5 protein-coding genes are annotated in these 15,094 nt (G+C 41.3%); 4 read left to right on the top strand and 1 reads right to left on the bottom strand.

Translation table 11 applies throughout. The annotated features are described in order from the left end of the window. Positions 1-15: 15 nt before the first annotated feature. Positions 16-3,108, bottom strand: coding sequence for a SusC/RagA family TonB-linked outer membrane protein (locus JWQ54_RS23455; protein ID WP_299589996.1), 3,093 nt, complete (start codon positions 3,106-3,108; stop codon positions 16-18). 364 nt (positions 3,109-3,472) lie between these two features. Between JWQ54_RS23455 and JWQ54_RS23460 the strand changes: the two genes are divergently transcribed. The 4 genes from JWQ54_RS23460 (at position 3,473) to JWQ54_RS23475 (ending at position 14,967) form a co-directional block, all read left to right on the top strand. After that, entirely contained in the window at positions 3,473-5,755 is a 2,283-nt protein-coding gene (locus JWQ54_RS23460; RefSeq protein WP_299589998.1) for a cadherin-like beta sandwich domain-containing protein, read from the top strand. Positions 5,756-6,039: 284 nt separating this feature from the next. Beyond that, entirely contained in the window at positions 6,040-9,255 is a 3,216-nt protein-coding gene (locus tag JWQ54_RS23465; RefSeq protein ID WP_299589999.1) for a cadherin-like beta sandwich domain-containing protein, read from the top strand. A gap of 158 nt (positions 9,256-9,413) precedes the next feature. After that, the gene (locus JWQ54_RS23470) at positions 9,414-12,290 is read left to right on the top strand and encodes a cadherin-like beta sandwich domain-containing protein (RefSeq protein ID WP_299590000.1); all 2,877 of its coding nucleotides are present in this window, start codon (positions 9,414-9,416) and stop codon (positions 12,288-12,290) included. 91 nt (positions 12,291-12,381) lie between these two features. Further along, positions 12,382-14,967, top strand: coding sequence for a cadherin-like beta sandwich domain-containing protein (locus tag JWQ54_RS23475; protein WP_299590001.1), 2,586 nt, complete (start codon positions 12,382-12,384; stop codon positions 14,965-14,967). The last annotated feature ends 127 nt before the right edge of the window (positions 14,968-15,094 follow it).

Genomic DNA, 15,094 nt, shown 5'->3' on the forward strand with positions numbered 1-15,094 from the left:
AATTTCGTTTTTTGATTAAAACTGTGCACTCACTTTAAATCCTATGCTTCTAACGGTAGGAAGGTTGAATATATCAAGCCCCTGGAAGCCGTTCCCAGTTGATAAGGTAACATCCGGATCAAAAGGTGCGTTGTTTTTAATGAAGAATAAATTTCTTGCAACTGCTGATACGCCTATATTTTTAACCTTGTTGTCAAATAAACTTCCCGGGAACGTGTAACCAACTGTTAACTCACGTAAACGAATATTGGTTGCGCTGTAGGTATAGAACGGAACAATTGCTGAACGGCCGCCTATTGACTTATAATATGTTTCTGCATTAACCTTGGTTCCGTTAACTACTGCGCCGCCATTATCACGCGCAGTTGCTGTAGCTGCAGATGTTCCATATTGATCAAGAACAGCTTGGGTTAATGATACTACCTGACCACCCCATTTGCCATCTATCAGGAAGCTTAAATGAACTCCTTTATATGAGAACTCGTTTTGCAGGCCGGCAATAAAGTTAGGATTGACGTTGCCTATTTTTTCATAGTTATCAGTTTTACTTAATTGGCCACCATTTAAAACGTAATTACCGCTCGCATCTTTTTGGGCTACCTGTGCATAAATATCACCATAAGCGCCGCCTTTTTGAACGCGCAAGTTAAATACATCAGATGACAGGTTTACGTAGTCAAGGTTGGTTTGTACGCCGGTAACCGGATCAGTAAACTCTAACACGTCAAGAACCTTGCTGCGGTTAAGTGAAAAGTTAAAACTTGGCTTCCACACTAAGTCGCCGAATTTAGCGCTGTACGATGCCGTAAACTCCAAACCTTCATTGCGCACATCACCTCCATTCAAATAACGGTTGGTGAAACCAGTAGTTGGGCTTACCTGAACGTTATAGATCTGGTTTTTTGTGAATGTCTTATAGGCGTTAATCGTAACAGCCAGGTTATCATTCAGGAAACGCAAATCGGCGCCTACCTCGTAAGAGCGGGTGTTTTCAGGCTTTAATGTTAATAATGCCTGTGAGCCAATTGCGTTAACAGATCCATTGTTAACAGGAAAAGTTGGGTTTGTAGCATAGAGGATAGAACTTGCGCCGTTACCCACATTTGTGATGTTACCTCTTATTTTAGCGAAGGTCCAAAAATCAGGTAATTTTACAATTTGGCTCAAAATAGCATTCAATCCGAATGATGGATAAAAGAAGTTGTCTTTATTTGTAAATGCAAGGCTTGAGTCCCAGTCATTTCTGCCTGTTACATCAAAGTAAAGTATGTTCTTGTAACCTACGCTGGCGGTTCCAAATAATGATTGTGTTTGAAAGCGGTCGTCATATTGAGTTGGATAAACCCTCGTATAATCAATATTTGAAATTGAAAATACATTGGCAAAGTTCAATAGGTTGCCACTGGTATTTGAACCAATGCTTTCCGTGTTCTGCAAACTGGCGCCAACGTTAGCTGTTAAGCTAAAATCACCGAATTTTTTGTTGATGTTAGCAATAACGTCAGCATATGTTTGATTGTTGTTACTTGGATTATAAGTGTAGCCGCCCTTAGAACCAACCAATACGTTTGTGGTTGACGCATAGTTTTGTGCTTCATAAATATCATTTTGGCGGTCAACCTTAAGTCGGCCCGCAATATTTAACCAATTATTAATGGTATATTTTAAACTTACTGTACCTAAGAACCGGCTAAGACGGTCCTGGTTGGTATTGCGGTTAATTATCCAGTATGGGTTTTGAGACGCAATATCTGTAACGGTATTCAAAAATGGCCAGTTTTGTACATTTAATAAACGCGATGGATCATAAACCTCGAAGTTGTTTTTATATTGATTAATATCCATGCTTGGCGGGAATAAATATAAAGGCACAATAGGGTTGTAATAAAATCCCTGATTCGGACGATTATGAACAACCTGATTGATGTAATTTGCAGATACGTCAAGCGTTAACTTATCATTAAAGAACTGACTGGTGTTTCTCGCGGTAAAATTGTATTTGTCCAACTTGTTGTCTGGAATTATGCCACTAGAATTAGTGCTTTCGAATGAAAAGTAACTTTGGTTCTTCTGGGTACCTGTTTGTACAGACAATGCGTTAATAAAGGTTTTCCCTGTATTATAGAAATCTTTAGGGTTAAATGAAGCTGGCGTTGATAATTTATCTCCCCAACTTTCGGGTGAATTAACAACGGGGTTACCATTTGGATCTTTAAGGGTTTCGCTGTACGTGTTCTGAAACTTAGGCAACTCAAACGGGCTCTCGAAAGTAGTATTTGACGAAAAATTAACGACTGTTTTACCAGCTATACCTTTTTTAGTGTTAATTAACACCACACCGTTTGCACCCTGGTTACCATATAGCGCTGCTGCTGCAGAGCCTGGCAGAATGCTAATGCTTTCAATGTCGTCGGCGTTAAGGTTTTCAATCGCATCGCCTCTATCCTGGCCGCCGAAAACGCTGGCGATCTGGCTCGATTCATTACGGGGCATAGGAATACCATCTATCACATAAAGTGCGTTATTATCGCCATTGATAGATTTGCTGCCACGCAATACAACCTTGGTTGAACCTCCTACCCCTGATGAGCTTCTGTTGATTTGTGCACCGGCAACCTTGCCTGACAAAGCGTTTACAAGACTTGGATCAGGGACGTTGTTTAAGTCAGAGCTTTTAAAGGTCTGCACACCATAGGTTAACGACTTTGACTCTCTCTTTATACCTAACGCAGTTACAACTACTTCTGTTAGCTGTTTTGAAGCAGTTTTCATAGTTACGGTAATATTAGTATCGCTGCCTACCGTAACCTCTTGTCTAAGATAACCAATGTAGGTAAATACAAGTACATCACCCGGATTGGCATCTAAAGTAAATGCGCCATTAACGTCTGTTTGAGTACCTGTTGTGGTACCTTTTATTGATACGGATACACCTACAAGCGTTTCGCCTGTGGTGTCTTTTACAATCCCTTTTATAGGAGCCTGGGCATGAATGGTATTGCCTGATAATCCTTTATTTTTTAAGGGGCTTGCATAACTGTGGACACAGCAGGCAACTAGTAATGCCGATGTTAACCAACAGAATTTTAATGGTAAATTGATTTTCATAAGATTTCATTTTAGGTAAAAAAAGCGATGTGTTAAGAAATAATTGTTAAACTTAAAAAAAAATACAAAAGAAAACCACAAGCTTTTTAAAATATTTTAAAAAGAATATTAACACGATAACTCAATTGGATTTATGGAAATTTGCTTTAATAGATAAATATGGTATGATTAAATTAAAAAAAATCACACTTGTGATTTAATTATTAATTTGAAAGGAAATATTTAATCTCATTTAACTATTTGATTGATAATTTGTTATGTAAGCGAATAATTTTAATAGATTTGATTAAGCGCTTCCCCAATTAAAATTATAACGGTATAGCCTAAGTCCGGATCATTTAAAAATAAACCTAAAATAGATATCATGAAAACAACTGTACCCTTATTACTATTACGTCATTTGTTTAAAGCAATGCCTGGAATTGGAAAAACAATGCCGGTTATTTTTGCGGCTGTTTTTGGTTTTTGTGTTAATGTTTCTGCAGGTATAAAGCCCGGAAACAAAACATCATCGGTAGCAACATTAAACTCACTTACTTTTGATCCTTCCATAACAAAAAACACAGTATCAGGTCCGGATTTTAGAGATTATATAGCAACAGTGCCAAATGCTGTCAGCTCAATTAAAGTATTCGCTATAACTACGGACCCTGCGGCATCGGTAAAAATAAACGGCGTTACCATACCAACAGGCGGATCATCAGCTGCAATTTTTTTAGGCGTGGGTGATAATAAAATTGTAACCACTGTAACTGCAACAGATGGTATAACGGCTAATACCTACAGCGTAGTTATAACCCGGTTACAATCAACAATTTCAACATTAAATTCGCTCACCTTTAATCCTGCAATAACTACAACTGTGGTGCCGGGGCCTGATTATAAAGATTATACATCAATAGTAAGCAGCCCGGTAACATCAGTTAAAGTAACGCCGCTGGCAACTGATCCTGCAGCAAATGTGAAAGTTAATGGTGTAACTGTAGCTTACGGAGCAGCATCAGCAACAATACCTTTAAACGTGGGTGTTAATACTATTGCCACGGTAATAACTGCGCCAGATGGGGTAACAACAAAAACCTACAAAACAACAATAACCCGTGATGCGCCACCATTATTAAGCTCGCTTTCGTTTGATCCTTCAATAACAAAAACTACGGTGGCCGGTTCGCATTTTAAAGATTATACGGCAACCGTACCAAATTCCGTAACCTCAATAAAAGTTATCCCTATAACTGAAAATCCTTCATCAAGTGTGAAAGTTAACGGTGTGGCAGTAACGTCGGGCGCATCATCTGCAGCCATCCCATTAAATATAGGGAATAACACCATTACCAGTGTAGTAACTGAATCAGATGGTGTAACTAAAAATACCTACAGCATCGTTATAACAAGGCAATTGTCGGCAATTGCAACCTTAAACTCGCTTTCTTTAAATCCGGCGATAACCAAAACCACGGTAACGGGGCCTGATTTTAGAGATTATACGGCATCTGTTGTAAATACTATAACTTCAATAAAGGTAATTCCGGTAAAAACTGATGCAGGCTCAACAATAAAAGTTAATGGTGCAACGGTGGCATCAGGAGTATCATCAGCATCCATCCCTCTAATTGTAGGCAATAATACTATTACAACGGTGGTAACGGCGGCAGATGGCGTAACATCAAAAACCTATAAAATAGTTATTAACAGACCGCCATCAAACAATGCAACTTTAAATGAATTAAGTTTTAGCCCTCATGACAAGGTAACTCCCCGGATTCCGGTTTCCGGCCCCGGATTTAGAAATTACACAGCAACAACAAAATTTGCTGACTCAATAATAAAGGTATTGGCTATAGTGCAGGAGAGCACAGCAACAATAAAAGTAAATGGTGTGGTGGTAGCATCGCACGCCTTTTCACAGGGAATACACTTAAATGTAGGACCAAACACTATTAATGTAACAGTAACAGCCGGCGATGGTATAAAAACCCAAAGCTATATTACAACAATAACCAGGGGGACCATTGAGACATTAAATTACCTCACGTTCAGGCCAGATATACAACCATTTCAAATTCCCGGGCCTGATTATGAAGATTATCTTGCAACGGTGCCAAATTCACAAAGCACTGTTAGTGTGTATTTTATTGCAACTGATCCATTGTCAACAGTAAAAGTTAATGGAGTTTTAGTAAAATCAAAAGTACAATCTGCCCCAATTCCATTAGCTGTCGGAGTTACTGATGTATCTGTAGTAGTAACTTCCAGGTACGGTTATAATTCCAAAACATATAAAACAAAAATAACGCGTACTGGTCCGGGTTCGCATGCCCTGGCCTATGTTGACGATAAAGCAGATCCGGTTTTGGATAATACTGTTTTAGTGCACCCAAGCCTTTCGCCCAATGGGGATGGTATTGGTGATAAGCTGTTGATTGATGGTATTGCCGGCCATCCGGATAATGAACTAACGATAATGAATCGGAGCGGTGGCCTTGTATATGAAGCAAGTGGCTATGATAATGTTTTAAAGGTGTTTGACGGGCACTCCAGCGTAAACGGAAAATTACAGCAGGCCGGTACTTATTTTTATTCGTTGGATTATAAGGCCGACGGGCAATCCAAACGAAAAACAGGTTATTTTATAATTAAATATTAAGCAGGGCTTGGCTATTTGGTATTTAATAATTCAGGAGAGCACAAATCAGCAGTTTTAACAATCAAATATTTATCAAAATATTTGATTGTTAATTAAAAAATATTTAATTTAACATTTTCTAATTATTTGATTTTCAAATTGTTAAAAGCTGTTTTTTTAACGTTTTGACTAAGTAAACCGTCTTTAAAAATATACTGTAAGCACATGCTTTATGCTTTTTAAAATGAATCCCCTGCATTTTAAAAGCGATGGCTATAATATCCTAAACCAAAAGCAATATTTTTATGAAACCTATCACATTTTCATCAAGAAACCTGTTTACAACGGTAACACATACCGGCAAAATAATTTTGCTGGTTATTACAGGGGGTTTTTGTTTTTTTAACGATGTTTCAGCGGGTATAAAGCCATATAAGGCATCATCTGTTGCTACCTTAAACTCGTTTTCGTTTAATCCTGTAATAACCCGGACGACCGTACCTGGACCTGATTTCAAGGATTATACAGCAACTGTGCCGGGCTATGTCAGCTCAATAAAGGTGATCCCGGTGACTACTGACCCGGCGGCAACGGTTACCGTTAATGGAGTAATGATAATATCCGGAGCAGAATCAGCGGCTATTCCATTAAGTGTTGGTAATAATACGATAGTAACAAAAGTAACGGCCCCAGACGGGGTAACGTCAAACACCTATAGCATAACCATAACACGGCAACTGCCACCTGTTGTAACTTTAAACTCGCTGAGGTTTAGCCCGGCAATAACAACAACTACAGTACCCGGCTCTGATTTTAGAGATTACATTGCAGCAGTGCCCAATTCGGTAAGTTCAGTTACCGTAATCCCAACAGTAACAGACCCTGCGGCAACTGTTAAAATTAACGGCATAACTGTGGCATCAGGTGTAGCTTCAGCAGATATTGCACTAAATGTGGGCATTAACACCATTACGACAATAGTAACCGGGTCAGACGGTATAACAACCGGCACTTACAGCACCGTAATAACGCGGCAAAGCAATGCCCAGCTAAGCTCGCTATCATTTAACCCTGATTTAGTCAGGACAGCAGTGCTGGGCCTTGATTTTAAAGATTATACAGCAACCGTATCAAATTATGTAAGCTCGGTAAAGGTAACGCCGGTAACGGTTGATGTCACATCAACGGTGAAAGTTAATGGCACAACGGTAGCATCTGGAGCTCCGTCAGCAGCCATTCCTTTGGTGGTAGGCAGCAATACTATTGTTATTGCAGTAACGTCTGCAGATAACTTAACAAACACCTATAGCATAACTATAACCCGCCAGGGAACCGCAGTCGCGACCCTTAACTCGCTTTCGTTTGATCCGGTAATAAGCAAAACAACGGTTCCGGGCCCGCACTTCAGGGATTTTACTGCAAAAGTTTACTATACAGTTACAAAATTAAAAGTTACGCCTGTAATTACAGATCCCGCTTCAACAGTAACTATAAACGGGGTATCAGTGGCAGCGGGCACGGCATCGGCATCAATCCCGCTTAATATGGGTAATAATACTATCAACGTAACAGTAACTGCAGCTGATGGTATAACGTATAATATTTACAGCACGGTAATTACCCGGCAACCTGCTCCTGCAACATTAGATGAAATTTATTATACACCTGGTATTGCTAGGACCACAGTGCCGGGCCCGCATTTTAAAGATTACACAGCAACGGTTCCGAACGACCGTGCCGATCTGTTTGTATATCCTGTAAAAACAGACTCTGCGGAAATAGTAAAAGTTAATGGGGTAACTATAGTATCGCCGAGGGTGGTTTCGCAGCTTATTCCTTTAACGGTAGGTGCAAATACAATCACAACTGAAGTAACCTCGGCAGATGGCGTTACCACTAATGTTTACAATATGGTTTTAACGCGTTCACCGCGGGACACATCCGCAGGGCCCCCGACAAGTGGCACACTACTATCAAATATTTATTCCAATCCGGGTATAAACAAGGTGCCGGGCCCTCATTTTGAAGATTTTGTGTCAACCGCTGCTGCCAATATCAATACTATTAAAATAAGTTTCAGGGCTGACAGGCGATCAATTGTAAGAATAAATGGAGTGATACATCCCCCCAATGTTATAGGGATCCTACAAAGGGATGCATCTGTAACACTCCCTTTAAGTAACGGCGATAATATCTTTAATTTAGTAGTAACCTCTAACGATGGTACAGTAAGCACTACTTATTACATTGTAGTTACCCGGCTGTCATCCGGAACGGAGCCAATGTACAGCTCAATTTCCTGGAACCCTTATTTTGATATTGTTTCAGCCAAGGGCCCGGATGCGGATGACTGGACAGGGAGTGTGCCCGATACGGTTACATCAATAAAGCAAAAGATTACACTCGCAGATCCGGGATCGACTATGACGGTTAATGGTATAGCGGTTGCATCAGGTGCCGCTTCGCAAGCCATACCTTTAAACCATGGCTTGAACACCATAAAAACGGTAATAACCTCGGCTAACGGATCATCCAGCAAAACACTGCAACTGCTGCTCACCCGGCGTGAATTGAAACCGCCGGTATTAAGATCACTAACAGCCGGGGCGAATGTAACGCTTACACAGGTACCCGGCCCGGATTTCAGGGATTATACAGCATCTGTTGATAGTGCAACAGCTTCCATACCTATAAATGCGGTGCTTGCAAACCCAACAACCAACCAAATTTTAACAATAGGTGGAACAAAAATAAAGTCGGGTGTAACCACTGATGTTTTGGTTCGTCCAGGCGGTAGTGTTATTAAAGTTGTGGTAACCTCGCCAGACGACGGTATGGCTAATACTTACCAGCTGACAGTATCCAGGCCACATTCTGAACAAATAAGTGATCCGAGTCCGTATTTTGGATTTAATGAAATATTTAAAGTGCCGGGGCCCGATTATGCCGACTATGAAGGTGAGGTACCAAATTCTGTAAGCAGTACCTACATAAATTTGTATGCCCTGGATCCAACAGCAACATTAACTGTAAATGGTGCTAGTTGGGCGCCAAATACCAGCGTCTATTTCGGCGCGGTAAATTATGCAGTTGGCCCTAATGTTTTTGTAATAGTTGTCAAGTCTGCAGATGGGTTACATAAAAACACCTATAAAATTACAATTACCAGGGAGCCACCTCCTGCACATACCCTGGCATATGAAGCAGAAACAGCTGTGCCGGTTTTTGATAGCGGAATTGTAGCTGTACACGAAGGCCTTTCGCCTAATGGAGATGGGATTGCCGATTACCTGGTAATTGACGGAATAACTAACCATCCTGACAATAAATTAACTATTATAAATAAAGGTGGAGCCCTGGTATACGAAGCCAAAGGGTATGACAATGTTTTAAAAGTATTTGACGGGCACTCCAGCGTCAATGGCAGGCTGCAACAGGCGGGTACTTATTTTTATTCGTTTGACTATAAGACTGACGGACAAGTTAAACACAAAACAGGGTGTATTATACTTAAATATTAATAGTATTTGGCTGTAAATAACTGAATATCAGTTATTTTTAATCTATTAAATTTATTAACTTTAATCTTCTAAACAATTAATTGTAAAGTGCTTTTTAAAATGAATCCCCTGCATTTGAAAAGCATGTCTATAATATCCTAAACCAAAAGCAATATTTTATGAACCCTATCACACTTTCATCAGGAAACCTGTTTACAACGGTAATACATACCGGCAAAACAATTTTGCTGGTTATTACAGGGGTTTTTTGTTTTTTTAACGATGTTTCAGCAGGTATAAAACCCGTATATAAAACTTCATCAGTAGCAACGTTAAACTCGCTTAAGTTTAACCCTGTAATAACCCGGACTACCGTACCTGGACCTGATTTCAAGGATTATACAGCAACAGTGCCGGGCTATGTCAGCTCAATAAAGGTGACCCCGGTTACTACTGACCCGGCATCAACAATAAAGGTTAACGGCGTTACGGTAATATCAGGAACAGAATCATCCGCTATTTCTTTAAATGTAGGAAATAACGCCATAGCAACAGTAGTAACCGCCTCAGATGGTGTAACCACTAATACCTATCGTATAACCATAATACGGCAGACACCACCGATTGTAACTTTAAGCTCGCTTGGGTTTAGCCCGGTAATAACAACAATTACGGTACCCGGCCCTGACTTTAAAGATTACACAGCAACTGTACCCAATTCGGTAAGCTCGGTCATCGTTACACCAAAAGCAACAGATCCGGCAGCGACGATAAAAGTTAATGGTAAAATAGTGGCGTCGGGCACAAAATCGGCAGCCATTCCGTTAAATTCGGGTAATAACACTATTATCACAATAGTAAAAGGGTCAGATGGTGTTACCACTAAAACTTATAGCATAACCATTAACCGGCTGGTTTCAACTGTTGCCACGCTAAATTCACTCAGGTATAATCCAACTATAGAAAGCGTTGCTGCATCCGGCCCCGATTTTGGAAATTATACCGCAACCGTAGGTAATTCTGTAAGCTCGGTTAAGGCAATCCCTGTAACTACTGATCCCGGGGCTACTGTAAAAATTAATGGTGTAACTGTAGTATCAGGTGCGGCCTCTGCATCTATTCCATTAAATATAGGCAGCAATACGATCACTGCCGTTGTAACCGCTGCAGACGGGATAACAAAGCTTACTTACAAAATTGTAATAACCCGGCAGGGCAATGCTATGTTAACAGCGCTCACATTTTCGATAGGGCGGCTTACCTCAATAACAAAAGTTGCCGTACCCGGCCCATATTATAGAAACTACAGGGGTACTATTGAATATTATTATAACTCAGTAGTGGTAGAACCCTTAACTGACGATCCCGCATCAACGGTAAAAGTTAATGGCGTTACCGTAGCCACGGGAGCAAAATCGGGAACTATTGCCTTAAATTTTGGCGATAATACCATTACTACTGTAGTAACCGCTGCAGACGGTGTAACCATAAATACATACAATATTATAATTACACGGCTAACAGAGCCGATATTATCGTTTAAATCACTTTCTACTTACCCCGCAGCAACATTCACAAACCTTGCCACTGCAACAGTAGCGACTTCTGTAAGCTCAGTAAAAGTTATCCCTGTTGCTACCGACCCGCAGGCCAACGTAAAAATTAACGGGGTAACGATAACCCCCGGCGATTCGTCGGCAAGCATCGCATTAAAGGTTGGCAAAAACCCGATTAGCGTTAAAATTACCTCGAGTGATGGCAGGGCAATAAATTCTTTTACGTTAACTATAACCCGTAGCGCGCCAACGCCACCCACATTAAGCTCGTTTACGTTCAACCCTTCCCTATCGCTTGTAAAAATAGTCGGCGCTGATTTTGCAGATTATGCCGCATCGGCTGCCGATACTTTAAATTCGATAAAAGTAACTCCGGTAACTGCTGACCCTGCTTCAACCGTTACTGTAAATGGGGTAGTGGTAATATCGGGCCACTCATCTGCCGCTATCCCGATTGCATATGGCCCCAACGTGGTGTCCATTAAAGTTACGGCAAGCGATCACGTTACTTCGTCCACTTATAAAATAACGGTTACAAAGCCGCATGTTCTGACATTGGTAGCGGACCCAACGGTTGAGCTTCCTAATCACGGCGGGTTTTTACCGTTAACCCAGGTAAGCGGCCCACACACTAAAGATTATACATTAACTATCCCTTATTCTGTACAAATACTTACCATATCAGCCACAGCCAAAGACCCTACGGCCATAGTGAACAAAGGAATCGGTCATCCAAACAGTAATACATCGGTTTTCACCCAACAATATCAAATAGGTGTCAGTAGAATAGATGTTACGGTTCAATCGGCCGATAATTCTCACTATGCCGACTACTTTATTGCTATAACACGTGCAGGACCGCCTAACGATGTTAATTTGAATTCGCAGCAATGGGACCCCTCTATAGGCCTTAGTGCTGCAACTGACGCCAATGGATCGTATTCGGCAGGAACTGTATCAAACTCAGTGAACCGCGCTTATGTGGACGTTGTGCCGCAGGATCCGTTTGCCACAGCAAGCATTAATGGTATGGCGTTAATATCAAACCGTAGCGATTATTTTCCCTTGATTGTTGGCAATAATACGTTTTTAATTACCATTACGTCGGCAAATGGGTTGGCGCACAAAATTTACAGAACGGTTTTGACCCGGTTACCACCTACCCCGAACGCATTGGCCTATAACGAAGATAGTGTGCTCCCGCTTTCAAATAGAGATGTAGTAGTGCACCAAAGCGTTTCGCCTAATGGCGATGGAATTGGGGATTACCTGTTGATTGACGGAATTGCGGCGTACCCTGACAATAAGCTCACTATCATAAATGCAGGCGGCGCACTGGTTTACGAAACTACCGGTTATGATAATACTTTAAAAGTATTTAAGGGGGGCTCAAGCATCACTGGTAAACTGCAGCGGTCAGGCACCTATTTTTATTCATTAGATTATAAGCAGGGGAATAACCTGAAACATAAAACGGGTTATTTAATACTCAAATATTAAATCGAATTAAATTATAATGTAAGCTAATTGCAAGTCCTGGGAAAAATTTATGCTAAGGGCACTGTCAAAGGCTTATCTAAATATATATATCATGAAAACATCAGTACTTTCATCAAAACGGCTTTTGGCAATTCTCCCCCACAAAATATCTGCAACATTTTTTTTAATATTATTTGGCTTTTGCACCAATGTTTTTGCAGACGGAATATCAACAAATAAAGTATCGTCAGTTACTACCTTAAATTCACTTTCATTTAATCCAACTATTAATAAAACTACAGTTGCTGGCGCGCATTTTAGAGATTATACGGCTACCGTGCAAAATTCTGTCAATGCAATTAAAGTAATCCCTGTGGCAACAGATGCCAATGCAACAATAAAAGTTAATGGCGTTCCGGTATTATCAGGCAGTACATCGGCCTCGATCCCGCTTCACGTGGGTACAAATACTATCACCACAAGAGTAACCGCTACAGATGGCGTTACCAGCAACCTCTATAGTATTGTAATTACCAGGCTTGTACCTGCCACTGCTACTTTAAATTCGCTATCATTTAGTCCCAATTTTGCCAGGGTTACGGTACCTGGGCTGGATTTTAGGGACTATATGGCTACCGTGCCCTCATATGTGAGCACAGTATCCGTAATTCCCGTAACAACCGACCCCGCGTCAACTGTGAAAGTAAACGGAATAACAGCGGCGTCAGGGACCGCAACGCCCCCGATATCGTTAGCGGTGGGGTCAAACACCATCACTACGGTAGTGACTGCATCGGACGGCATAACAACCAATGTATATTCTATAGTAATAACCAGGCCGGTACCGCCGGTGGCCACCCTTTACGCCCTCTATTTTTCGCCGACAATTACCAGGGTTAATGTGCCTGGCGCCGACTTTAGAGACTATACCGCAACCGTACCTGCGTATGTAACATCGATAACCGTTACTCCGGTAACAACTGATGTAGCAGCCACGGTAATCATAAATGGCGTTAAAGTAGCATCGGCTATTGCATCAAAGCCTATAAAGCTAAATGTTGGGCCTAACGTTATTAAAGCGGTTGTAACCGCATCTGACGGTGTAACCAAGCTAACCTACGGTGTTACAATAACCAGGCTGCCCGATGTCCTGTTAAAATCTTTTAGAGCTGATGGTGCAGAACAGGTTACAGGGCCCGACTATAGAGATTATGCCGCAACCGTTTCGAGCCTGACCACAACCTATTTTGTAACTCCCGTTGCACACGATCCGACATCTACCATAAAAGTGAACGGAATTCCTGTTTTATCGGGGAATGATTCACCAAGGCTTCCGCTGAATACCGGATCAAATACCATAACCACTGTTGTAACGGCAGCAGACAGTGTAACCAAAGCTACCTATAAAGTGGTTGTTACGCGGCTTGCAGCTGTTGCACCAACCTTGAGTAAAGTTACTGTTACAAGCGGCAAACCGCTTGTAAGGGTGACAGGCCCGGATTTCAGGGATTATACAACCAGTGTTGATAGCAGCGTAGTCCGGGTAGAGGTTAGAGCTGTACTGACAGTTCCTGACGATTTTCACAAAGGACGACTAACTATTAACGGGACTTTAATGAAGTGGAGTGACGAGCTTACTGTTTTTTTAAAGCCAGGTATTAATATAATTACAATTAAAGTAACGGGGGAAGACACGACAGCCTCCAATATTTATAAAATAACTTTAAGCAAACCACACATGGAAACGCTTGCCGGAGGTAATCCTGTGTTTGCGCGCGACGATGGAACTGCCATTGAATTAAAAGCGGTAACCGGTACGCACTTCAGAAACCTGACCGGATTTGTACCAAGCTTTACCACCAAGGCACTGCTAAACATAAAAACTGAAGACCCTGCAGCATCAGTAAAAGTTAACGGGGTAAGCGGTAGCTCTCCCGGTGTTTTCTCAAATAATTTAAATTTAAATGTAGGGGTTAATACCTTTAATATAATAATAACCTCGTACGATGGATTACGCAGCAACACTTATAACGTTGTTATAACACGCGAAAGGCCAGGATATGATGCAACGTTAGCATCCAATTACTGGGGGCCCGATTTGTGGCCACCACTAGTTGACGGGCCCGACGAAAAAGATTGGGTATGGCATGTGTTTTTCCCTTTCTCATCAATCCAAGCTATTGCGATACCGGATGATTCGCAATCGACGATGAAAATTAACGGCATTCTGTTGCAATCAAATGCCGCATCAACGCCTATTCCTTTAAAAGTTGGTGTTAATATCATTTCGATAGTGGTGACTTCCAGGAACGGGTTAAATTCAAAAACGTATAAACTTGCATTAACCCGTTTCGCCGAAGGGTCTCATGTTCTCGCCTATACAGAAGACCAGGTGTTGCCTGTAATAAATAACGTTATTGTGGTGCACGAAAACCTTTCGCCCAATGGCGATGGGATCGGCGATTTTTTACAGATAGACGGCATTGCCGGCCATCCTGATAACAAGCTAACCATCATAGACAGGAGCGGCGCCCTTGTATATGAAGCAAGGGGTTATGACAATGTTTTGAAGGTGTTTGACGGGCGCTCTAGCGTTAATGGCAAGCTGCAGCAGGCAGGTACCTATTTTTACTCACTGACCTATAAAGCAGGCGCCGAAACCAAATACAAAACAGGGTTTATTATGCTTAAGTATTAATTAGCAGTTAGGAGAATGGAGTTTTCGGAATACAGGTTTTTATTACCTGTGTTCCGAAAACTATCTTCGTGTAAGAATAATTTCAATGGTTAGCGGACGAGATGACCAAGACGGTACGATAAATGCC

Source organism: Mucilaginibacter sp., from assembly GCF_028288225.1.
Classification (GTDB): domain Bacteria; phylum Bacteroidota; class Bacteroidia; order Sphingobacteriales; family Sphingobacteriaceae; genus Mucilaginibacter.